The sequence below is a fragment of the Pelagicoccus mobilis genome (assembly GCF_016595505.1).
GTDB classification, from domain to species: Bacteria; Verrucomicrobiota; Verrucomicrobiia; order Opitutales; family Opitutaceae; genus Pelagicoccus; species Pelagicoccus mobilis.
Genome location: NZ_JAENIL010000012.1, coordinates 102,990 through 126,305 on the forward strand (window position 1 = coordinate 102,990; position 23,316 = coordinate 126,305).

The following is a 23,316-nucleotide window of genomic DNA, read 5'->3' on the forward strand; positions in this document are numbered from 1 at the left end:
CTATTTTGTGGAGCTTTGTAGATTGGAGCTGATGGTTCGGTTCAACCCGAAGGCGAGGGAGCGGGCCCAATCGTTTAGCGCTTCGCGGGCATCCTGAATGTTGGAGTAGTGATCTCGTTTTCGTTGCCAGCCGAAGGTTTCGCCGATGTCTATCTTTCGGTCTATCGCTCTGGCCAGCAGTTGCATGGTGACGGAATCGTAGAGCTCGATCGTAAGGGTCGCGTCACCTGCGGACTCGGCGTAGACTTTCGTCCAAGTACCGGCGGTCTGGTTTGGATCAGGTGCATTTATGTTGAGATCAGTTATTTTAGCCCTGACTAGCAAGGCGTTTGCCGAGGCGTTCTCGACGATCTCGATGCCGACCTTCTCTACCTCTTTGTTGAACTCTTCGAGCAGCAGCTTCTTGCCCGTTTTGATCATCTTCTGCATATCGCTTTCGCTTATTCGATCGATGCCGCGTTGCGAGTTCATGGTTTGCTGCCAAGAGGATCGGAATGCGATATCGGGTGTGTCGATGATGACTTTGGTGTAGGGACTGAAGTCAGAGCCTTGCCGCACGTAAACGTAGTCCATCTTCCCGTCGCCCTTGACCTTTACTAGCCCTTCGGTCGTGACGTCGGGCATTCTGCTTCCGGCGTCGGTAGAGCTTGTGTTGAAGGAAGCGGCGAGGAGGATGATGAGGAGTTTTGGAAAGGCGCTGGTTGGTTTCATTTTTCTTAAGCTGGTTTTCTGTGTTTTCCGTCTGCTTTCGCATCGGGAATGGTTACGATTGCATTGCCCCTGCAGGGCTAGGGCACGTTGTGATGGTGGTCAGTCGTCTGAAACTCGCAGGTCACTAGTGGGGCTTTCCTGTGTCCTGAATTTGGGTCTGCGAGGAGCGTGTCTTTCTCTGGTTGGAACGAGTGATCGGGCGAAAGGAATTCGGGGTATCGGAATAGACGTTCGAGAAAGATGCGCCTATCCTTGTCAAAACTTGTTCATCACGCCTCATGGGAAAGGCGAGTCGGTAGAGGGGGGTTGGTCACTGCTTTCGATAGCCGTGCCATGCCGTCGGGAGGGTGCCTAAGTGCACGAGGAATCAGTCTTTAGGGGTGAAGACGATAGGGTGTTAGGTGTATTAAAAAAGAGAATACTATGGTTCTCTCTCTGGGCACGAAGAGCTCTCGTTTAACGCGAGGGGAGCATTGCTCTTTGTCTACACGATTAAAGGGTGTCGGCCTTGGCCAACACCCCTGTTGTAATCTGAACTGAATTAGGCTGCGTAAAGCGATGGTCAGGCCATTGGCCTTTGAAGCTAATACCGGCAATAGCGATATCGATGGCGAGCGGGTGATTCGTAGGTGGCGGCGCTGATGATCGACCAGAGATGGACGACCCAGCCGAGAAGTACGAACCAGAGAACCCAGGCAAGTACGAAGTGGCAAAGGGCTGCGAAGAGTCTTCCTTGGAGAAGCTGGCCGAGGCCTGGGATAAAAAAGCTACAGAGGGCGGCGATTACGTTTCCGGCGGTTCCTTGTCCGTTCATGAGTTTGTGCATTGAGTTGAGTTAAAGATATCGGCGAGGATTTGAAGGTCTTCGCTGTTGTGTGGTAAAGTGAAGCTATCGCTTTGGCTTGGGTAGGAGAGGGCGTAGCGGAGTGCTAGCTGTTCGGCTTGTGCGGAACCGGCGATGCGGCGGTCATCGATATCCAAGGCTCGGAGGGCGCTGCGAAGTCGTTGCACGCCTTTGCTGTCGTTCAGGTATTCGCTGATGTCGACGAGTGTGACTTCGAAACGGTTGGCGAGTTCGCTGGCGGCCTCTGCCCAGTCGAGCTCGGAGGTCGAGGAACTGTGCAGTAGCAGGATGCTTGGTCCGTGTCCGAACTTTGAATACTGAAGTGACTGTTCTTCTTGCTCCGGATTGGCGTGTGAGCGTGTGATTGCGAAAGCGTAGGTGCCGAGGGCGGCGATCAGGCAGAGGATTTTGACGACTGATGGTTTCATAGCGAGAGCAGGTGAGGGCTTGTGTGTAGGTACAGTTGTCCGATGAAGCTCGGTTGGGAGCTTGGTGAGTGGAGTTGGTTGTGTGGGGACGGCGTTTTACTTTGTAACGCCGTCGCCGGGGTTATTCGCCTGAATTAAATCGGCGTTCCCAGTCGTAGGACTTGTTTGTCACGTAATTTTCCATACGACGGATGCGTGACTCGATTGCGTCGAAGCGATTCTTGAGTCGGCGCAGGCTGAGGGTGCGAGGGGAGACGTCTGTCTCGTAGTAATCCTCTTCGTAGAAGGGGCTTGGCTCTTCTTGGCGAAGGTTTTCTGGCTCGGGCTTGATGATGAGGGCCGCGATCACGTAGAAGACTGGGAATGGGAAAAATCCGGTGAGAAGCGAGATTCCTACCAATCCGAGGCGTATCCATACTACGGATATGTCGAAGTGGTCGGCGAGTCCTTGGCAAATGCCGAAGATGACGCGATTGTTTGACCGATAAAGTGTTTTTCTCATGGCGTTTGAAATAGAGCAGGCTGAGAGCGCTACTTCTTGTTGATAATGATGGTTTCCAGTGCCTCTACCCGTTTTTCCATTTTCTGCAGAGACTGATGTAGTTCCTGCATGATGCGGGCATCTTCTTCGCTGAGCCCAGCTCCTCCCTTTGCTTTCGCCTCTGCCTTCGTTTTAGCGATGGTGGTGATAGAGCCGAAGATGATGCCTACGATCGCGATGGGGATGACGTAGGGCATGATTTCGACGAGGAAGTGAAAGGGGTTCATTGCTTAGGTGCGTTTTGGCTGTGAGTTGGTGTGGGGGAGTTGATTACTTATCGGTGGTCTTATTCTCGATCTCTGCCTTGAGAGCGGCAAGTTCGTTTTCGAGGCTTTCGTCACCTTCGAGTTTCGCGAACTCGTCTTCGAGGGAGGGGCGCGACTTGGCGTTGACGAGCTCGGCGTCGGCTTCCATGCGCTCGATGCGGTTTTCGAAGGCGTCGAAGCGGGCCATGGCGTCTACGCTTTCGTTTTTGCGGAGCACGCTCTGGGTCTTGTAGCTCTTTTGGGCCTGGTTGTGGCGTTGTACGAGCACTTGGTGCTTCTTGCGTGCGTTGGTGAGCTTTTCTTCGAGTTGGGCAATGTCCTTCTGGTAGTTGGACACGATGCCTTCGAGTTGGGCGATCTCCTTGGTGAGGCGGTCTACTTCGTCGGCGAAGATGCGCTTTTCAGCGAGAGCTTCGCGAGCGAGGTCTTCGCGGCCTTTGGTGACGGCGAGGCGAGCCTTGTTTTCCCAGTCGTCAACGCGGAACTGCACGTCGTCGAGAGCGCGGGTGACCTTGGACTTGGCGGCCATGGCTTGGGCGCAGGATGCTTTGATTTCGACCAGGGTGTCTTCCATTTCCTGGATCATGAGTTTGATCAGCTTCTCCGGGTCTTCGGCCTTGTCGAGCATGGCGTTGATGTTGGAGGAGACGATGTCTTTGAAGCGTGTGAATATTCCCATTTTTGTTTTTCGGTTAAAATTGAAGTGTTGCCCCTGTATTAACATGAGCTGTGCCAATCGTTACTGAAAAAATCTTAAGTGATTGAACAGCAGTGAAATAAAAATTTAGAATCCGATATTCGTTCCAAGGTGAAAACAAAAAGGTTTGATTATGGACCAATATTTGGAGAAAAAAACCAAATAAATGAGCCAGGGAGATTCTGAGGATTTTGAGATGGGGGCTTTGCCCGAGGCCTTGGGGGTCTCGGAGGCGTTTTTGGATTTTCAGCAACGTCTTTCCGCGGTGGCGAAAATCGATCGCCCGGTTCTGATTATAGGGGAGCGGGGGACGGGTAAGGAGCTGGCGGCGGCTCGCCTGCACTATCTTTCTCAAAGGTGGCAAGGGCCTTTGGTGGCTTTGAATTGCGCGGCATTGTCGGAGTCGGTTTTGGAGTCGGAGCTCTTCGGTCATGAGGTCGGAGCGTTTACGGGGGCGGTGAAGCGTCGGCTGGGGCGTTTCGAGGCGGCGGACGGGGGGACGCTCTTCTTGGACGAGATCGGGCTGGTTTCGATGACGGTGCAGGAGAAGATTTTACGTGCGGTGGAGTATGGCGTTTTCCAGCGCGTGGGCGGGTCGAGCTCGGTGAAGGTGAACGCTCGGATCGTGGGAGCGACCAATGCGGATTTGTCGGAGATGTCGCGGGATGGGAAGTTCAAGAGCGACTTGCTGGATCGCCTTTCGTTTGACGTCTTGTATCTGCCTCCGTTGAGAGCTCGCCGGGAGGATATCGTTTATTTGGCGATGCATTTCGCGGCGGGGATGTCGCGCGAGCTAGGGATGGAGGAGGTGCCGGAGTTTAGCGAAGGGGCTTTGGGGAGCCTGGATGCCCATGATTGGCCGGGTAACATCCGCGAACTTAAGAATGTGGTGGAGCGAAGCGTGTATCGAAGCGGTGGCGGCAAAATCCAGAAAATCGAGTTCGATCCTTTTGTGAATCCTTATGCGGATTCCGATGTATCGGAAAAATCTGACAAGTTGGTGGAGGGGACGGTTTCTTTGGAGAAGCCTCTGACGACTCAGGTGAAGGAACTTGAGATTCGCTTGTTGAAGAAGGCTTTGATGGATACGGGCTTCAAGCAGCAAGCGGCGGCGAATAAGTTGGGCCTAACCTATAATCAGTTTCGGTCAATGTATCGAAAGTATAAAGACGAGTTTTAGGAGTCGTCGTTGCTTGGGCGGAGGCGTTTGAGGAGTTCGCTTGCCGAGCGTACGTTTTCTGGGGAGTGGCGGAAGGTGATGATGTAGCCCGAGATGCTGGCTGGGGTGTTATCAAGTAAACTGGTGATCTCTTCGAGGTCGTTGTTCTCGGCGCGCATGTTGAAGGCTAGCCAAATCTCGAGTTCGGAGTTGAGCTCGTGGAGTTTGCTGGCGGTTTTCTCGATGAAGGAAACGACGGTTTTGCGTTTCGCGGTGAGGGTGCGTTCTGGATACAGGGCGATCGCGTTGACCTTGGAGGCGAGGAGTTTGAGATTGGCGGTCTTGCGGGCGGTCGGGTAGTCGATGGCGAAAATTTGATAGGCTCGAAGGCGTTCCCCTTTTGCGATGACTTCTTCGAGGGAGGTCTGGTTCAGGTCGATGTTTAGGCTGGGGTTCGATATCTCGAAGAAGTGTCCACCGATTCCGTTTTGTTTTTTTAGTAGGAAATCTTCCATCTGGCTGGCTTCGGGGAGGCCTGGAAACTGGAGCAGGACTTTCCGTTTTTCGATGGCGTACCTGTTGGAACGGAATCCGTCTTTCATCCCGGCGAAGTAGGACATGATGAGACCGTCGCCGTTGTGGAGCCGAGATTTGGCTAGGTTTTCGAATTCTGTATCCGTCCAGTCGTAGCGCGGCCAGATGATCAGTCTTTTTTCCGAGTCCTCTTGGCAGAACGCTGAGAAGGGGAGGAGCAGGGAGGCGATGACGAGGAGGGACTTCATTGCTTGTCAGGTAGGGGATGGAGGCTGCGAAGGCTAGCCAAATGAAGTCTTGGGACTCGTTGTGTAGAGAATCTAATACGTTAAAAGGCCCGGTCTGTCAGGGGGTGACAGGTCCGGGCCTTTAACATTTGGGGTGGGTATGGAGAGAAGGTTGGAGGATGTTGCGGTGTGGGTCAAGCGGGTGTTTTGAGCAATTCCTCGTGCGGAGGGGCGGGAGTGCGCGTGTCACGCGATTGGAAAGGGGAAGATAGCCAGCAATCGCGTGACGAGCACGCTCCCGCAATTGTTGGGCGGTTTCTTGGCTGAAAACCGTATTGAAGTAGTCAATACTGGGAGCGGAAGCTGAGGCGGGCTTCGGTGCCGGTTTGGTAGATGCCTCCGGGGATGCTCCAGATACTGGGTTCGATGTTGGTGCGGTCGAAGAGGTTGTCGATGTTGAGGTCGATGCTAAACGCGTCGGCCTTGTAGCGGATGCCAAGGTTTATGCTGTGGTAGTCGGGGAGATCGCGGGCTTCGGGGAGAGGGCTGCTCTTACGATCGAATTTGTGGAGGGTGGTGAGGGAGGCGTCCCAGGTGTCGCCTTCGTAGCGCAGGCCGAGTGCGAGTTTCGTTTCGGGGAAGAGCTCGTAGAGGGCGTCGGAGTCGGAATTGCGGGAACGTACGTGGCTGGCGTTGAGGAAGACGAGTGTGTTGAGGTTGTCTTGGAGGTAGGTGGCCTCGAGCTCGTAGCCGTAGGATTCGTTTCGTCCTGCGTTTACGAATTGGGCGGCGAGCCCTGCGTTGCGAGAGGCGTCGGTTTCCTGGGTGATGATGGCGTCCTTCCACTTGTTGGTGAAGAAGGTGTTGTTGAGGGTGAAGTTCTCGTTGGTGAAGATGTGTATGAGCTCGTAGCTATTTAGTCTCTCGCCTTCGAGAGCGGTGCCTCCGAGGAAGGCGTTTCCACCGGCAATTTCTCCTGCGGCAGGGGCTCGGTACCCGGAGGCGGCGATTAGTTTGAGTGAGTTTTGTTGGTCCAGGTGGTAGATGACTCCAAATTTTGGAGACAGCTCGTTGGCGTCGGTATTGGAGAAGTGATCGTAGCGAAGGCCAAGGTCTAGGGCGAGTCGCTCGTCCAGAAAGCTGTCCGTGTAGCTTGCGAAGAGGGTGCTGATATCTCGGGAGAAGCCGTCGTAGGGAGAGGTGGCGGGGGATCCTGCGGATTGTAGTTGAGAGTGGGGGATCGACATGTGGATGAACTCTATGCCGGCTTTGAGGAGGCGTTGATCTTGCTCGTGTTCAAGATGTAGTTTACCTCCGGTGGCCTTGTCTTCCCATTCGAGGAAAACTTGTCCGTTCCGGGATTCCAGGTCGAATCGCGAGTCGTTGTGCCAGACGCTCGGCTTGAGGGTGAGGTCGTTTCCGAGGTCCAGGTCAGAGCGGTAGTAGAAGAGTCGCGCGGATGCGGGATTGGCGCGCGAATAGCCGTCGGCATCGAAGAGATCGTAGAAGTCGTCGGTGGTGGATTTGTTTAGCAGGATGCCGATGCGGTGGTTTTCGTACTGGAAGGTTTGGTTGAGTGATTTTGATTCGAGCTCGTAGTCGTAGGCGCGTCCGGCGGTGGGAGCGTAGGGGCCTGCCGCGCTTTGGCTGAAGTAGTTTAGGTTGGTTGTGCTGCGGATGCCGCCTCCTAGGTCGTAGCTTGCCCTAAAGGTGGCTTCGTAGTCTTCGCGGGTGCCGATGCTGGCGTGAAATTGCCGGGTGTCTGATTCGCTTTTCCAGGGGCGTAGGAGGATGGCGCCGTGGAAGGCGCCGGGACCGTAGAAGCTGGAGATGGGGCCTTTGACGATCTCGATGCTCTCGAGCATCTGGGAGGAGAGCAGGCTTTTGCCGTAGAGGTCGGTGGCGAAGGTGAAGCCGTTTAGTGGAATGCCGTCGAAGAGGAGGGCCTTGCCGCGGGCCGAGCCGGTGCTGTCTGAGTAGCCGCGGATCGAGAGGGTGGTTGAGCCGCCGATCGAGAGGTGGGTGTCGACTCCGCTGACGTAGTTCAAGGCGTCGAAGGCGAGCGTTGCTCCGAAGCGTTGCCATTCTGGCTCCTGAATCCGGTCCACGGATCCAAATACCGATCGCTCGTCTTCGAGGCGATCGCTGGCGACGATCACCTGGACGTTTAGGAGTTCTTCAAGTGTCAGGTCGAACAGGTCTTCTTCGGCTTGCAGCGAGGAGTGAAGGAGTGCTGCTGCGAGACTGGCGCAGGCTTGGTAGACTGCTCGGCGGGATCTGCTCGGGGGCAGAGGGGAGTTGGCTAAGGGGGAAGGCACTCTTCGTACGATCAAGTGGTAACGTGAGAAGCTAGCGATTTCCTCGCCGTGCGCAAGTGACCGGGAGCGTATCCGCGGAGTGTCCTTTCTTGGTTGGAAGGTCCTAAAACTCGGCTCTCAGGCTGAGTCTCGCTTCCGCTCCGGTCTGGTAGACGCCTCCGGGGATGCTCCAGATGCTGGGCTCGATGTTGGTGCGGTCGAGGAGGTTGTCGATGTTGAGATCGATGCTGTATTGGTCCGCTTTGTAGCGAATGCCTAGGTTTAGGGAATGGTAGTCTGGGAGTTGGCGGGCTTCTGCGAGCGGGCTGCTTTTTCGGTCGAGCTTGTGGAGGTTTGTGAGCGAGAGGTCCCAGAATTCTCCCTCGTAGCGGAGGCCGAGGGCGAACTTGGTTTCGGGGAAGAGTTCGTAGCGGGCTCCGGTTTCCGAGTCTTTGGACCGGACGATGCTGGCGTTTAGGAAGACGAGGGTGTTGATGCTGTCTTCCAAGTAGGTGGCTTCGAGCTCGTAGCCGTAGGACTCGTGGCGGCCGGCGTTGACGAATTCTCCCTCGAGGCCGGCTGCTTGGCTGGCTGGGGTTTCTTGGATGACGATGGCGTCCTTCCAGTCGCTAGTGAAGACGGTGTTGTTGAGGGTGAGCTTGTCGTTGGAGAAGATGTGGATGAGCTCGTAGCTGTTGAGGCGTTCGCCGTCGAGCGAGCTGCCGCCGATGAAGGCGTTGGTGCCGGCGATTTCACCGGCGGCGGGAGCTCGGTAGCCAGAGGCGGCGATGAGCTTGATCACGTTTTGCTCGTCGAAGTGGTAGATGAATCCGAGCTTTGGGGAGAGCTCGTTGGCGCTGGTGTTGGAGAAGTGGTCGTAGCGGAGGCCGAGATCGATATCGAGCTGCTCGTCGAGGAAGGAGTTGGTGTAGTTGGCGAAGAGGGTGCTTATTTTGCGGGAGAAGCCGTCGTAGGGGGCGAAGCTGTAGTCGTCGCCGATGAGGCTTTTCGAGTCGGTGATCCACATGTCGACGTATTCGAGGCCGACTTTGACGAGGCGGCGGTCTTGCTCGTGCTCGAGGTGGAGCTTGAGACCGCGTGACCGGTCCTTCCAGATCTGGGTCTGGGCATCGGCGAAGAAGTCGAGCTCGAAGCTGGATTCGTTGCTCCAGAGGCTCGGTTTCAGGGTGAAACCGTTTTCTAGCTCCAGGGTGGAGCGGTAGTAGACGAGGATGGCTTTGGCGGGATCGGTTTGCGAGTAACCGTCGGCTTGAAAGACGTCGTAGAAGTCTTCTGTCGAAGACTCGTTGAGCAGGATGCCTAGGCGGTGTTCGCCGTATTGGAAGGTTTGGCTGAGGGACTTCGATTCGATTTCAAAGTCGTACTCGCGTTCGGCAGTGGGGGCAAAGGGGCCGGCTTCTCCTTGGTGGTAGTAGTCGAGGCTGGTGGTGCTGGCGATGCCGTTGCCGAGGTCGTAGTGGGCTCTAAAACCTGCCTCGTAGTCGTCTTGGGTGCCGATGGAGAGGTAGGTCTGGCGGGTTTCGTATTCGCTGGTCCAGGGGCGGAGCAAGATCGCTCCGTGAAAGGCGTCCGGCCCGTAGAAGCTGGAGATGGGGCCTTTTACGATTTCGATGCTTTCGAGCATCTGGGAGGAGAGAAAGCTCTTGCCGTAGAGGTCGGTGGCGAAGGCGAAGCCATTGAGCGGGATGCCGTCGTAGAGCAAGGCTTTGCCGCGAGCGGATCCGGTGGCGTCGGCGTAGCCTCGGATGGATAGCGTGGTGGTTCCGCCGACGGAGAGGTGGGTGTCGATGCCGCTGATGTTCTCGAGGGCGTCGAAGGCCAGCCGCGCTCCGAAGCGTTGCCATTCGGACTCGCCGATTCGATCGACGGAGCCAAAGACGTAGCGTTCACTTTCCACTCGATCGTTGGCGACGATAACTTTCACGTCCAGCAGTTCCTCGAGGCTGAGATCGAAGAGATCGTTTCCAGAAAGACTAGATGCGTACAGGCCCAGAATCGCTAGGTATGAGCATTTCCATGACGTAGCGTTTCCACGTCTATTTGCAGGATTGAGTTGGTTTTTGGGCACTCTGGGGAGTTTGTTGGAGTCAGTTAAGTGTGGAAACGATAGCTTTGCGCGGCTGAGGCGCAAGTGGCTTTGTGCGTTGAGCCAAGGGTCGCGAGGTTTAACGTTCAGCATCTAGTGCTTGGAATCGCTGTTGAATCAGCCAACTCCTGTTCAACTGTTCATCCTTTGTTTCTCGCCCTATGTACTCCTTGTTCAGAAACGTTTTCGTTGGATTTTGTAGTGTTCTTCCGATCCTTGCTTTGCCGCTTTTCGCAAAGGTCGAGTTGGAGCTGCCTGAATTGGCGGAGGACGCTCCCAACGTTATCGTGATCTTTGGCGATGACATGTCGCCTGACTACCTCGGGGCCTATGGCGGCAAGCGGCCGACGCCAACTTTGGATACGCTTGCGAGTAGGGGAGTTGTATTCGATCAGGCATACTGTGTCGCGTCCATGTGCACGCCAAGTCGCTATTCGCTGCTGACGGCGAAGTATCCGGGGCGTTGCCGATCGGAGGAGTTCATGGCGGAGAACCCGTTGGATGATATTTACAGCGTGGGATGGAACACGGAGCTGGAGGAGAGCGAGCTGAGTATGGGCCGCCTGTTTACTCGATTGGGCTATCAGACGGGAGTCGTTGGGAAGTGGCACTTGAGTGGAGACCCCTACAAAATCGACGTTCCTGAGATCGCGACAGATGCGGATGTATCAGATCCTGAAATACAAGCTCTTCTCGCTGAACGCCAAGCTCTGTTGGAGGCTCATGTGCAAAAGGTGAGTGGATTCGAACAGGCCCGTAGCATCTTGTGGGCAAATTTCGACGTGGCGGGGATGTTGGAGGAAAACCTTCGTGTCCATAATTTTGAATGGATACTCAATGGAGCTTTGGACTTCCTCGACTCTGTGGAGAGGGACAGGCCGTTTCTCATGTACTTTGCTTCGACCTCGGTCCACGGGCCTAACCATGTGGAGGCCTTGGATGGCGATCCTTATCTGTCTCCGGCTGGCAGGATCGAGCTACCGCTGGATTACTATCCCACTCGCGAGCAGATCAAGAAAGACATGATCGAGCGAGCCAACGGAAGCGAGTTAACTCATATCGATGTTGGGATGTACATGTTGGATCTGCAAGTCGCGGGGATTTTGAAGAAGCTGGAGGAACGTGATTTGGATCGCAATACGATCCTTCTCTATCTGTCGGACCACGGGACGGAGCCCGGAAAGGCGACGAGCTACGTGCGTGGAACGAAGGTTCCCTTTTTTGCAACACGGCTGGGAGACGCGGGCGTCAGCAAGCGGCAGTCGGGCATTGTGCAGGTGTGCGATGTGCTGCCTACGATCTTGGATCTGGCGACTGAGTCGGAGGCTTCTGCCTCGTTTGACTGGGATGGTGAATCCTTTGCGGACGCCTTGGGCGATGGCGAGTTCTACGGGCGAGATTACGCGTACTTTGAGAACGGATACACGCGATCCGTGCTCAAGGGGGATTTGCACTACATCGCTCTGCGTTATCCAAACTCGATTTTAAGTCGGTTGCAAAAGGGTGAGTTGGCGGAGGTGCCCGATCATATTGGGACCTTCGACAATGGTCAGGCTTCGATCACGATGAGCCTAGTCCCGTCGTATTGGGACGCGGATCAGCTCTACGATCTGAGCAGCGATCCGTACGAGATGAACAATCGTTTTGGCGACTCTAGCTATTACGAGCAAGGGCTTGTTCTTCGCGGGATTTTGGAGTCGGTGGTGGATGGTTTCGAGCATCCGTTTCCGATGGACGTAGATCCTTTTCAAGGTTCTGCGGAGTTCGAATCCTTGAAGGAACCGCGTCTTGAAAAGGGGACGGAGTACATCTACTGGTACACGCCGGGGCAGATCAAATGGCCGCCTAGCGAGTGAGGCGACACGCTTGTTGAGTGGCGGGTCGGCGCCCCGCCCTACAGTGAAGTGTGGCGTTACCTGACGTAACCCTAGAGCTGGATGCCTTGTTCGGCGAGGGTGCTGCCTTTTACTTGGTGGTAGCGGGCGACGGCGATGTTGTAGTTGGCGATCGCGTCTAGCTCGCGGACTTGAGCGCGGGTCAGGTCTTCCTGCGCTTCGAGGACGAAGTAGGTGGTGCTTTGCCCGAGCTTGAGTTTTCGCTCTTCCGCTTCAAGCGAGCGTTCCGCGAACTCGCGTCCTTGACGGGCTAGCTCCCGGCTTTGGGCTTCCGAGCTGATTCTGCGTGCGGCGTTGTCGAGTTGGATGGCGATGCTTTGCTTGAGCTGCTTTTCTACGAGGTGGGTTCGTTCGCGGAAAATGAGAGCTGAGGCTTTTCGCGCTCCAGCGCTGCGGTTGAGCAAAGGTCGGCTGAAAGTGACGCCTAGAAAAAGGTCGGTTTCGGCAGAGCTAAGTCCCTTGTAGCTGCTGGTGAAGCTGTCGCCGAAGTTTGTGCGAAAAGCGCGGGCGTTGAGATCGAGCGATGGGAGGGTGGCGTTTTCTGCGGTTTTGGCGTCGATGATGGCTTTCTCGATTTCGAGTTTTGCTTGCAGGTAGTCTGGGCGATTTAGAAGCGCGTATTCGAAATCCTCAGACAGGTTTCCAGACCAGGCTTCGGGGGCGGGCATCGCTCCGATGTCGATTTGCCAGTTGACGAGGGCAAGGGCCTCGTTGGATACAAAACGTTTGAGCTCGTTGAGAGAGTCCAGGTACAAGCGGCGGGCCAGTACTACGTTTGCTTCACGCTGAGAGAGTCGAGTCTCGGCGACTTCGACCCCACGAGCTTCCACGGTGCCGAGTTCCGCGCGTTTGAGTGTATCCTCAACCAGCTGCTGGGTGAGTTCGCGACTTTGTTCGGCCACTTGAAGGGAACCTTTGCGCAGGGCGGTCTGGTTGTAGAGGGTGATGGCGTTGGTGACGGTGGCGATGGCCTGCAGCTTGAAGGCTTGCTCGGACTGTTCCAGGTTGCGCTTGGCGACTTTGATGAAGCTGTAGGAGTTGGATCCGAAGTTGCGAAGGAGCGGCTGGTAGAGAGCGAGACCGGCGTTTGCGGCATAGGTATCTTGACGTCCGAAGTTGTTTTCGAAGCGCCCTGCCGCGGCGTCGAGGGTGATGCGTCCTCCGGTAGAGATGTTGGTTGCGATCGACGCCGAGGTGACCTCTCCTTCCTGGCTGTTGAAGGAGGAGGAAGCACCCCCTCCGCCTCCGAGCGAACCGTTGGAGTGGCTCGCCCGAACTGCTGGATCCCAATAGCCTCTGGCCTGTTTTACACCTTGCTCGGCGATATCCTTGTCGAGCCCGACGATGCGGATCTGAAAGTCGCGTTGGAGGGCGAGCGTAATTAGGTTGGGCAGGTCAACCTCCTCGGGCGCTGTTTGCTGGTCGGCTTGTAGGCTGCCGAGGCCAAGGAGAGATATCGCTGCAATGGCAGTTAGTTTGGGAAGCATGGTTTAAGGGTGGCAGGTATCGGGTGTTGGGTTCCGGGATTTTATTCTCCGCGTAGGGTGTCTGCTAGGTTTGCGTTTACGACGTAGCGTGCGGGAGCGTAAAGGGCCGCGATTGAGACACCGACGATGAGCAGAATCGGAATAATGAATATGGCTGGGTTCGCGCTCGGCGATACCATTTGGTTTTGTGTCATTAGTCCAAGTATTCCATAGCCGATCGCGCTGCCGATTACCACCCCGAGGATGATCTGCCAGCTACTCATCTTGAATACGTGCTTGAAGATTGTCTGGCGGCCAGCTCCGAGCGCTTGGCGAATACTGTACTCTTGGAATTTCTGACGTATCGAAAAGTCCATGACGCCGTATACTCCGATTGATGCGAGCAAGAAGGCAGCTGCGCCGAACATACCGAAGATGTTGCGGAAGAAGATAACTCCGAATTGGCTCTCTTTGACTGCGGATGCGACGGTCTTGATGCGGTAGAGCGCGAAGCTTTCGTCCTCGTTGTGCAGAATGGCGCGGATTTGGTCCGCTTGGGCGGTTGGATTTCCGCCTGTTTTGGCGAAGACGGTGAGGCTTGGTTGATCGTTCGCTGAACTCAGAGGGCGATAAACTCCTCCGAGCTGTTCGTCGGTCTTGTTTGCTCCGGGGCCAGCCATCTTTGTATCTGGAACGATACCAATGATGGTGCTCCATGGGATTGTGTCGGAGTAGACATCTCGGATTTGTTGACCGATAGCGTCTTGGATATCATCTGGCCAAAGTCGTTTGGCGAGTTGTTCATTTATGACGCAGACTTTTTCGGCATTTTCGCCACGGTCCATCGCTTCGAATCCTCGTCCGTACAGTATGGGGATGTCGAGCAGTTCGAAGTAATTATCGGATACGATCTCGTTGCGTGCTTGAATGTAGTCTTCACGGGTCGCGGCTTCGCGACCGCGTAAGGCCCAGCGTGAATCCCAGTTGAAGAGCATGTCAACGGAAGTGGAGAACCCGACTCCTTCAAGGTTTGGATTGAGTTCCATGAGCTCTTGCAGGCGACGAATGGCCTCTCCTCTTTGTTCGCCAGGGAAGTAGGATTCGGGGAAGTCGAAGCGAGCGGTCATAATCTCGCTCGGATCGTATGGAGGTTCGAATACGGCTGCCTCCTTAGCCCCGTTGACCATGGCGGTGGTTGCTATGAGCAATCCGCAAGATACGGAGAGTTGAGCTAGAACGAGAATCTTCGAGAAAACTCCCATTTTAAGGCTGGAAGCTCCTCTTGAGTTGTCCTTGAGGATTTCGTTTACGTCGGTGCGTGAAGCGCGGAGGGCGGGGACGATGCTCGCGATGATACTCGCAACAAGCGTGATTAGGGCGAGGTATCCGATCGTTGTTAGGTCGACGTCCATACTCATCCAACGTGGAGGGTTGGCATAAGAGGCAGAAAGGACGAAGGCCCAAATCATTTTACTCGTCCAGATAGCGATGATCAGGCCTCCGATGCCACCGAAGAAGGCTACCGCTAACCCTTCGACAAGCATTTGAAAAACGAGGCGTTGGCGTTTGCCGCCAAGTGAAGCGCGGATGGCGAGCTCTTTGACTCGGGTCGTTGCTCGGGAAAGTGTGAGGTTCGCTACATTGGTACAAGCGATCAGCAAAACCATGAGCGAGCAGGCGACAAGAATGTAGACCATGCGAGGGAAGTCTTCGCCGATGAAATTTTCAGAGAGAGGAGTTATCTCGAATGCGATGTATCCCGTATTGGTTTCTGGATACTCTTCGGACATGCTCTTGGCTATCGTGTTCATGGGAGCCAATGCTGAGGCGAGTGTCTGTCCTTCTTTCAAGGTTGCTAGAACGAAGAGTCCGTTACCGTCGATTCGCGACATGTTGATATAGTCGGTGGTGTCATTCATCCACACGTCGTTACGGGATGGAAAGTCGAATCCCTCAGGTGCTACGCCGATGATTGTAGCGGCTTGTCCGTTGATATTGAAGGATTGGCCGATGATGGTTTCTCGACTCTCGAAGTGGTTCTTCCAGATATCGTAGCTAATAACGGCTTTTTTCAAGCGATCCGGCTCATCGTCTCCTTTTTGGAAGAAGCTGCCGAGGTGCGGTTTCACCCCGAGGGTATCAAAGAGATCGTGCGAAACGAAACTCCCTTCAAACCGTTCGGCGTATTTATCGATCACTACGTTGAAGGTGTGATTTCGCATGAAGGCGAAATTCTCGAATACCTCCTGGCGTTCATCGATGTCGCGAAAATCCTTGGGGCGGATGAAACCGAATTGACCGCCAGATTTCCAAAGGTGGCGGGTCGACTCGTCCCACTGTAGCACATAGATTTCGTCGAAATCGATATTTTCCGGGTGTCCTTTCACCACCCCGAAGACAAGTGTCAGCATAAGGCCGACAAGGCCTAGACCTAGTGAAAAGGCCATGATGGCCATGATCATGCTGCCTGGGTTGCGTCCGAATTGGCGCATGCCGACTTTAAGATCGTTCGTAAATGACATTTGGGAGAAATGTGTAGAGTGTTAGTGCAAGTGATGGTTTAGGGACACAGCGTCCCCGACCGACCTGTATGTGGACGGTGAATACGAGAGAGGGGAGCGAGAGTTGGATTAAGCCTGGGCGACGGCGGCGACTGTTTCGTCTACGACCTTACCATCGAAGAGATGGACGATACGGGAGGCCATGTCGTTGTAGCGTTCGTCGTGGGTCACCATGCAGATGGTGGCTCCTTCCTTGTTTAGTTCCTGAAGCATTTCCATAACCTTACCGCCGTTCTTGGAGTCCAAATTACCGGTAGGCTCGTCCGCGAGGAGGATGCGAGGAGTGCCGCCGAGAGCACGGGCAACGGCGACGCGCTGTTGCTGACCACCAGATAGCTGGTGCGGGTAGTGACTTTGGCGGTGCGACATTTGTACCTTTTCCAGCGCTTCGAGGACGCGAGTTTTGCGTTCGGACGCTTTGAGGCCGCGATAGACGAGGGGAAGCTCAACGTTTTCGTAGACGGTGAGGTCTCCGATCAAGTTGAAGCTTTGGAAAATAAAGCCGACATCCAGATTGCGGATACGGGAGCGTTCGTTGTTGTTGAGGCTAGCGACTTCTCGACCTGCGAGGGAGTAGGAGCCAGCTGATGGAGAGTCGAGCAGGCCAAGGATGGAGAGCAAGGTGGACTTGCCGCAACCGGAGGGGCCGCTGATCGATAGGAACTCGCCTTCGTTGATGTCGAGATTGATGCCGGAGAGAGCATGGGTTTCGATCTCGTCTGTCAGGAAAACCTTGGAGATGTCTTTGAGGTGGATGAGAGGGGAGTTGATTTCGGACATAGTGTTAGGTGAGTTGGGTGTTAGTGTCTTGGTGTTAGGTTCAGGTTGTGTTGTTTAGTAAAGAGTTACTGGATACGAATTTTGTCGTAGTCGTCCCAATCGCTCATGTCGGAGAGGATAACTTTATCTCCAGGGTTTAGGCCTTGGATGACTTCGATTTGGCTTACGGAAGCTTTACCGTAGGTAATTGGCACGCGCAGGGCAATGTCTGAGTCGGCGGCGATTTTGAAGATTGTCATTTGCGATTCCGGACGGCTGGAAGCGGGTCGCTTGACCTTTACGACGTTGGCGAGGCGCTCGAATTCGACGACGCCTTCAACTGTGAGATCGGGGCGGGCTCCATCTGGAAGCTCTTCGGTGAAGTGGATATCGACGGCGACGGTGCCGTTCTCGACGTTTGGATCGACACGGGCGATAGAGCCGCGGACTTTTCCGTTGCGGGTGTCGACGACCGCGGTGAGGCCGATGCTCAGGTCCTTGGCGTTGATTTCGGCGATGCGTACGACCGCTTTCAAGTTTTTCGGGTCAGCGACTTGGGAGAGGTTTTGGCCGATGCCGACTTGCATGCCTTCTTCGACTGTCTGCTTCTGGAGTACGCCTGCTACGCCAGCTAGGACGGTGAGACCTTCGTATTGATCTCGGAGAAGATCGTAGCGGGCCTTGGCCTGGTTGACGGAGGCTTTGCGAGCGGAGAGTTGTGTATCCAAATTCTTTTGGCTGAATTCAAGGCGGCGTCGCTCGATTTCGAGGCGAGTGGTGAGCTGTTCGTGGCGCAGGATGGAGCGGCGCATTTGCAGGTCGGATACGAGTCCTTCCTTGTTGAGTTCGGTGTCGATCTCGGCGTCGAGGGCGGCCTCTTTTTGCTGAGCCTCGAGTTGGGCGAGATTGGCTTGGAGTTGGAGAATGTTGCTCTGCAGCTGTACGTCGTAGGTGAGATAGTCGGCTTCGGCCGCCTCGAAAGCGAGCCGGGCGTCTAGCGCTTGTTGCTCGAGAGTGGGATTGCTCAGCTCCATGATGGGAGTGTCAGGTTCAACCCAAGCGCCTGGGCGGACGATGATTCGCTCTACGCGACCGCTCGTTTCGGATGCGATCCAGCGGAGGTCTTCCGGTACGAGGGTGCCGATGCCACGAGCTTCACGCATCATTTCGCCTTGTTCGACGTCGCCGAGCCAGACGCGTTCCTCTTCTACGGTCGGAGTGGATACGTCGAGCCCCATTAGCCACCAGCCAATGAGTCCGACCACAACGAGAGTCGAGGATCCGAAAATGATGCGGTTGCGGCGTTTCTTCTTCTTTATGTCAGTGCGTACGATGTCCATTTGGGAGGATAGTGAGAGTCGGGAGGTTCAGGATATAGAGTTTTTGGTTTCTGGCTTCTTTAAACACGAGTCGTGCCAACTTGGTTACCGAAAACTGTAAGTTGTTGTTTAGCAGTGAGAAAAATGTTTTTGGGAAATGTTGACGAAGTTTGGGGCAGTTGAGTGTCCCAGCAGTGAGACGGATGAAATCCCACTTTTGGGACAAAAACGGCCGGGGAGAGGGCACGTCAGTGATCAGTTACCGCGCTAGGGAGGATTAGTTACAGAAATAGAGGGTCTTTCTACCCGAAAAGCGAATTGACGGACATCTAATGAAGAATAAAAGGTAATTTAATAATCAAACTACCTATTATGAAGAACAGACTAAGTCTTGGAGCGCTCGCGCTCGTAACACTCGCCTCTATCGCCAGCCTCGCCGACGCGGCTCCTGCAGGAACTTGGGAAATCAAGTACCGTATGGCCTACTTGGATACTGCGAACGAGTCCGACGCCTTTTCGGCGCTCGGCATCGATTTCGCGGAAGATGCGGTTTCGGTAGAGAGCAAGTGGATCCCGGAGATCGACGTTGCTTACAACTTTACTGAGAATCTGATTGGCGAACTGGTTCTCACCATTCCTCAGAAGCACGATGTTTCTCTTGAGGGCGTTGGTAAGCTTGGTACGCTCGAGCACCTGCCTCCGACATTGAGCCTCATCTACGAGTTTCAAAACGAGAGCGGTTTTGTCCCTTACGTTTCCGGCGGTGTGAATTTCACCTGGATCACCAACACGCGCCTGAAGGTTGCAGATGTGGATCTCGATCTTGAAGACTACAGCATCGGTCTCGCGCTTGGTGGCGGTTTTCGCTACATGGTTAACGAAAAGTGGTTGCTTGATGGCAGCGTGAAGTGGATCGACCTCGAATCGGATGTCACGGCAGGTGGCGCTCGCCTGACGACTGCTAAGCTTGATCCTCTGCTCTGGAGCTTCGGTGCTTCGTATCGCTTCTAAGGATACTTTACTCAATTTTGTTTTATCCCCCATTTGGCCGCCCTTGTTCGAGGGTGGCCTTTTTTGTCCGTTGAGGACAACGGACGCTACCAATATGGCTCGTGCTCTATTGTTCAGATTCGCGACTCCCCGGAAAAGGATGACGAACCTTTTTTGTGGGGTGATTCTTCCTAGGGTGAACCCTGATAGAGGTGGTTGGCTCAACAATTGCCTTGTTTTGCGCTCTATCGCCTTGAAATGGCTAGGGGCGACCGCATGGTCGGACCGTCTTTTGAAGCTCTGTTATGATTCCGTTCTCTCGAAAATACCGCTGGGCATGGCTTGTTTGCCTGCTTCTTTTGCTAGGCTTCCTTACTAACAGCATTAGTAGCTATCTCGTTTCGAAACGAAACGTTCGGCAAACGATCGTAGAAACCTCGCTTCCGCTGACGTCGGACAATGTCTATTCGGAGATCCAGCGGGACCTGCTGCGCCCGGTGTTTATTTCGTCGCTGATGGCGAATGACACTTTTCTGAAAGACTGGGCGTTGCAGGGCGAGGTCGATGAAAGCGCGATCACCAAGTATCTGCATGAGATCAAGATCAAGTATAGCACAGTGAGCAGCTTCTTCGTCTCGGATAAGTCCAGGAAGTACTATCATCCGCAGGGCTTGCTGAAGGAGATTAAAGAGGATGATGCGCGGGATCGCTGGTACTTCCGGGTGCGTGATATGGCGAGCGATTATGAGATCAACGTGGACCCGGATCTCGCCAATCGCGATGAGATGACGATTTTCATCAACTACCGAGTTAAGGACTACCAAGGCAATTTTATTGGAGCGACTGGAGTTGGCCTGACTGTCAATCGAGTGAACTACTTGATCAGTCGATACGAAGCGAAGTACGACCGACAGATCTATTTTGTGGATACGGAGGGCAAGATGGTTTTGCGTCCTTCGAATAGCCCGATGCTGAATTATGCGAATCTGGGTGACGTGGAGGGCCTGAGTGAAGAGGCCGAGGCGTTGCTGGCTGGCGATGTGGCTAATCTATCGTACCAACGCGATGGCAAGACACGGCTTCTGAACTGTCGTTTTGTTCCTGAGTTGCAGTGGTATCTGATCGTGGAGCAAACGGAGGAGGCGATGCTGGCTCCTTACAAGAAAGAGCTCTTGGTCAATCTCCTGATCGCTCTCGTTACCACTGTGGTAGTGGCTTGGATCTTTATCGCTGCGATCAAGCGATACCATGTTCGTCTTGAAAGGCGTAACGAGGAGCTATTCGAGACGAACAGGCAGATCGAATCTCAGAAGGCGGAGCTGGAAGAGAGCTCTGCGTCTTTGGAGAATGCGAACGCGACGCTTTCCCAGCTTAATAAAGAGAAGGATGAGTTTATCGGGATTGTGGCTCACGATCTGCGAAATCCGCTTAACGGGATCTTGGGGCTCTGCTCGGTGACTGATCTCGAAAAGGACGATCTTTCCGAGTTTGTGCAGGACATCGAGCGTAGTTCGGAGTCGATGCTTTCTATGGTCGAAACGTTGCTGGATGTCTCTCGGATTGAGGGTCACGAGGTACGGCTCGTTAAGCGCGATGTAAATCCGGAGCGCATGATCGAAGAATCGTGCAAGCTGCACAAGGAGCAAGCGAAACGTAAGCACATCCAGTTGTCTTGCGAAAGCGACGCCCCGGACGGAACGCTCATTAGCACCGATCCGGACTGGTTCGTTATTTGTTTGAACAACTTGATTAGCAACGCGGTGAAGTACACGCCCGAGTATGGTCGAGTTGTCGTTCGAACGCGTGCTGAGTCGAAGCAAATATGTATAGAAATTGAGGATACCGGCCCGGGAATCGGCCCCGAGGACCAGGAAAAACTCTTTGGGAAGTTCGTTCGTTTATCCGCCAAACCGACAGGTGGAGAAAGCTCAGCGGGCCTTGGCCTTTATGTCGTGAAGAATATGTGCGAGCGTTTGGGCGTCGGAATCAGTGTACGAAGCTTGCTTGGTAAGGGGACGACTTTCACGTTGATGGTTCCGCGGGAGAAGTAGCGGGATTTTTTGAGCGATTGCGTCTTCTCTCTTTAGTGTAGCGCTTGCGAAGGGTGAATGCCGCTTGCTGTGCGAGCCGGGTGCCAGCAGGCGACGGCTGTTACGATGAATACGAATAGAGCAACGCTGGCGAGGATGAGAGGGTCGTAGGGAGACACTTGATACAGCAGGTAGGCGAGGAATCTTCCGAATAGGAATGTTGCGACAATTCCCGCCCCCGCCCCAATGGAGGTGAGAAACATTCCGCGTTTGATGATCATGCTCACTATTTCTTTGGGATAGGCTCCGATGGCGAGGCGTATGCCGATTTCGCGTTTTCGTTGCTCCACCAGGTAGGTCATTAGTCCGTAGATCCCGATACTAGTGAGAAGGACCGCGACACATCCGAAGAGGGATATGAGGGTGTTCATGACGCTGCGATAGTTTAGGGATTTCTTGGCGAGCTGTTCGAGTGACTTAAGTTCTCCGATGGGTTGGTCTGGATCGATTGATTTGACGGTCTCGCGGATTTTTCTCTCCAGTTCGCTGTGACTAAGGTGCGACTTTACGATGTAGCTCGTATTCCATGGTGCGTGTATTTGCGGGGTGTATACGACTGGGTACCTTTTTTCGTCCAATCTTCTTGGTGTGATGTTGCCGACGATACCGATGATTTGATAGGCTTGTCCTGTTGTGTGGATTGTTTGGCCGATCGGGTCGATGTCTGGAAATTTCTCCTTTTCGAGTTGTTCGTCGATAAGGGCTACTTTGTGGGCGTCGATATGTTGATCGCTTTCATTGAAGACTCTTCCTCTGATGAGTGGAATCTCGAGGATTGAAAAAACGTCGCCGTTTACTTGGAGCAATCCGATTCGATAGGTTTTAGGAGAATCGGGCTGATCGTCTCTCCAAAAGTCTTTGCGCCAGATTCCATTTCTATCGTCCATCGGGGGCTGGGAAACCATGGCAGCGTTTTCAATGGAGGGGATCGCTTTGAGTCGTTCGACGAGTTCGTTGGAGAAGCGCGTACGTTCGATCTTCACTTCTTCTTGAGTTGGTTCGGGCGCGTTCTTGGGGCGCTCTTCCTGTATTCTCGAAACGACGAAGTTGTAGTTGTTCGACTCTTGGAACCCTCTGTCCGCTTTGAGGGCGTTGGTTGTGCTTTTTAGTAGTAGTCCGATGGATACGAGGAGTACGACTGACAAGGCGATTTCGGTAATGATGAGGGAGGACTGCAACTGGTTGCCGTAGGAGGCGGTTGTGGTGCGACTTGCTTCGCTGAGTCCCTTTGCCGATCCTTGGCTAAGCGCCTTCAGGGCGGGGAATACGCCAAAGAGGATTCCTGTACCGACCCCGATAACGAGGGTGAAAGCGAGAACGCGCAAGTCGATCGAGTAGTCCATCTCGGGCCAGCTTGAGAAGAGAACGAGTCGACTGAGCAGCGGTAGGGTATTTAGGCATATGATTAGTCCCCCCGCGGCGCCGGCGAGTGAAAGGAGAGCACTCTCGGAGAGGAGAAGGCGGACGATACGCCAGCCCGACGCTCCGATAGCGGTGCGAAGGGCGAGTTCCGACTGGCGGGCGGTTGCTCTGGCGAACAAGAGGTTCGCAACATTCGCGCAGGCGATGAGTAGGATGAGGCCGACAGATGCGAGCAGAATGATTGTCGGCTTGGATAGATGTCCAAAGCTGTCGCTACGTAGTGTGTTGACCACTACTATGGATTCTTGTTCTCGGTCTGAGTAGTGTTTGCCGAGGGTTGTCTTGATTGAGTGAAGTTCTTGTTGGGCAGATGCTAGGGTTGCTCTGGGTGCGAGTTTCGCGACGGTAGCATAGTCCCAATCGAGCTTGAAAGGGTATTGGGAGATCGAAGCTGGAACCATCAGGTCTGAGGGCTGCCACCATGCGAAGGTCGTGATGGCTTTTTCATCGTAGACGCCGAGGACGCGATAGCTTTGTCGACTGAGTTGGATCGATCTTCCGACGATGTTGGGATCGCTGTTGAAGTTTTGTTTCCAGGCTTTTTCCGACAGCAGGACGACTTGAGTATCGCTGGTTTGATGTTCTGGAGTGAAATCGGTTCCGAGGATCGGGCTGCGTCCTATGGTCGCGAGTATGGGGCCTGTGACGTTGTGGCCTTTGAGTTCAGTCGGCGTTTCGATCCCGGTTAAGGTGAAGGTGCCGCCGCTGTTGGTGAAGCCGATCAAGCTTTCCAGTTGGCTGGAGTTTGCCGCGAAGTCCTCGAGCATTTTTCCCTTGGTCGAGTATTCGGGTTCCTTTTCGCCTGTATCGTAGGAGATAGCTACCAGTCGGTCGGCGTTCTCATAAGGGAGAGCTTTGAGGAAGTAGGCGTTTATTAGGCTGAAGATGGCGGTGTTGGCGCCGATGCCGATGGCGAGGGTGAGCACGGTGATGAGGGTGAAGCCTGGCGACTTCATCAGCTGACGGAGGCCGAATTGGAGGTCGTTAAACATGACGAGCAGTG

18 protein-coding genes are annotated in these 23,316 nt (G+C 54.4%); 4 read left to right on the forward strand and 14 right to left on the reverse strand.

Annotation, left to right across the window (positions count from 1 at the left end; translation table 11 throughout):
* The 6 genes from JIN87_RS08195 to pspA all read right to left on the reverse strand — a co-directional run bounded on the left by JIN87_RS08195 (position 1) and on the right by pspA (position 3,469).
* Entirely contained in the window at positions 1-711 is a 711-nt protein-coding gene (locus tag JIN87_RS08195) for a DUF3313 family protein (protein ID WP_200355057.1), read from the reverse strand.
* A 583-nt stretch (positions 712-1,294) separates the two neighbouring features.
* Positions 1,295-1,525, reverse strand: coding sequence for a hypothetical protein (locus tag JIN87_RS08200; protein ID WP_200355058.1), 231 nt, complete (start codon positions 1,523-1,525; stop codon positions 1,295-1,297).
* Complete coding sequence (locus tag JIN87_RS08205) at positions 1,522-1,983, reverse strand: alpha/beta fold hydrolase (RefSeq protein WP_200355059.1); 462 nt, start codon at positions 1,981-1,983, stop codon at positions 1,522-1,524. The genes JIN87_RS08200 and JIN87_RS08205 overlap by 4 nt, the downstream gene beginning before the upstream one ends.
* A gap of 121 nt (positions 1,984-2,104) precedes the next feature.
* Entirely contained in the window at positions 2,105-2,485 is a 381-nt protein-coding gene (gene pspC, locus JIN87_RS08210; protein WP_200355060.1) for an envelope stress response membrane protein PspC, read from the reverse strand.
* A 29-nt stretch (positions 2,486-2,514) separates the two neighbouring features.
* Positions 2,515-2,751 (reverse strand): hypothetical protein, encoded by a 237-nt coding sequence (locus tag JIN87_RS08215; protein ID WP_200355061.1) that lies wholly within the window; start codon positions 2,749-2,751, stop codon positions 2,515-2,517.
* A gap of 43 nt (positions 2,752-2,794) precedes the next feature.
* Complete coding sequence (gene pspA, locus JIN87_RS08220; RefSeq protein ID WP_200355062.1) at positions 2,795-3,469, reverse strand: phage shock protein PspA; 675 nt, start codon at positions 3,467-3,469, stop codon at positions 2,795-2,797.
* Positions 3,470-3,653: 184 nt separating this feature from the next.
* Between pspA and pspF the strand changes: the two genes are divergently transcribed.
* Complete coding sequence (pspF, locus tag JIN87_RS08225) at positions 3,654-4,667, forward strand: phage shock protein operon transcriptional activator (RefSeq protein ID WP_200355063.1); 1,014 nt, start codon at positions 3,654-3,656, stop codon at positions 4,665-4,667.
* On the opposite strand, the gene JIN87_RS08230 is transcribed toward pspF, so the two are convergent.
* The 3 genes from JIN87_RS08230 to JIN87_RS08240 form a co-directional block, all read right to left on the reverse strand.
* Complete coding sequence (locus JIN87_RS08230) at positions 4,664-5,428, reverse strand: hypothetical protein (RefSeq protein ID WP_200355064.1); 765 nt, start codon at positions 5,426-5,428, stop codon at positions 4,664-4,666. The two genes, pspF and JIN87_RS08230, sit on opposite strands and share 4 nt — an antisense overlap.
* 323 nt (positions 5,429-5,751) lie before the next feature.
* Positions 5,752-7,725, reverse strand: coding sequence for a TonB-dependent receptor plug domain-containing protein (locus JIN87_RS08235; protein ID WP_200355065.1), 1,974 nt, complete (start codon positions 7,723-7,725; stop codon positions 5,752-5,754).
* 103 nt (positions 7,726-7,828) lie between these two features.
* Positions 7,829-9,793, reverse strand: a complete 1,965-nt coding sequence (locus tag JIN87_RS08240; RefSeq protein ID WP_200355066.1) for a TonB-dependent receptor plug domain-containing protein — start codon at positions 9,791-9,793, stop codon at positions 7,829-7,831.
* 179 nt (positions 9,794-9,972) lie between these two features.
* On the opposite strand from JIN87_RS08240, the gene JIN87_RS08245 reads away from it, so the two are divergent.
* The gene (locus JIN87_RS08245) at positions 9,973-11,667 is read left to right on the forward strand and encodes a sulfatase family protein (RefSeq protein ID WP_200355067.1); all 1,695 of its coding nucleotides are present in this window, start codon (positions 9,973-9,975) and stop codon (positions 11,665-11,667) included.
* A gap of 71 nt (positions 11,668-11,738) precedes the next feature.
* On the opposite strand, the gene JIN87_RS08250 is transcribed toward JIN87_RS08245, so the two are convergent.
* The 4 genes from JIN87_RS08250 to JIN87_RS08265 all read right to left on the reverse strand — a co-directional run bounded on the left by JIN87_RS08250 (position 11,739) and on the right by JIN87_RS08265 (position 17,832).
* Positions 11,739-13,193, reverse strand: coding sequence for a TolC family protein (locus JIN87_RS08250; protein ID WP_200355068.1), 1,455 nt, complete (start codon positions 13,191-13,193; stop codon positions 11,739-11,741).
* A 41-nt stretch (positions 13,194-13,234) separates the two neighbouring features.
* A complete protein-coding gene (locus JIN87_RS08255) occupies positions 13,235-15,694 on the reverse strand; it encodes an ABC transporter permease (protein WP_200355069.1) in 2,460 nt (819 codons plus the stop codon).
* Positions 15,695-15,802: 108 nt separating this feature from the next.
* Positions 15,803-16,513, reverse strand: coding sequence for an ABC transporter ATP-binding protein (locus JIN87_RS08260; RefSeq protein ID WP_200355070.1), 711 nt, complete (start codon positions 16,511-16,513; stop codon positions 15,803-15,805).
* A 65-nt stretch (positions 16,514-16,578) separates the two neighbouring features.
* A complete protein-coding gene (locus JIN87_RS08265) occupies positions 16,579-17,832 on the reverse strand; it encodes an HlyD family secretion protein (protein ID WP_200355071.1) in 1,254 nt (417 codons plus the stop codon).
* 351 nt (positions 17,833-18,183) lie between these two features.
* On the opposite strand from JIN87_RS08265, the gene JIN87_RS08270 reads away from it, so the two are divergent.
* Positions 18,184-18,822 (forward strand): OmpW/AlkL family protein, encoded by a 639-nt coding sequence (locus JIN87_RS08270; protein WP_200355072.1) that lies wholly within the window; start codon positions 18,184-18,186, stop codon positions 18,820-18,822.
* A gap of 284 nt (positions 18,823-19,106) precedes the next feature.
* The gene (locus JIN87_RS08275; RefSeq protein ID WP_200355073.1) at positions 19,107-20,852 is read left to right on the forward strand and encodes a sensor histidine kinase; all 1,746 of its coding nucleotides are present in this window, start codon (positions 19,107-19,109) and stop codon (positions 20,850-20,852) included.
* Between the two features lie 32 nt (positions 20,853-20,884).
* Here JIN87_RS08275 and JIN87_RS08280 read toward each other — a convergent pair whose 3' ends face one another.
* Positions 20,885-23,305, reverse strand: coding sequence for an ABC transporter permease (locus JIN87_RS08280; RefSeq protein ID WP_200355074.1), 2,421 nt, complete (start codon positions 23,303-23,305; stop codon positions 20,885-20,887).
* Positions 23,306-23,316 lie beyond the last annotated feature (11 nt).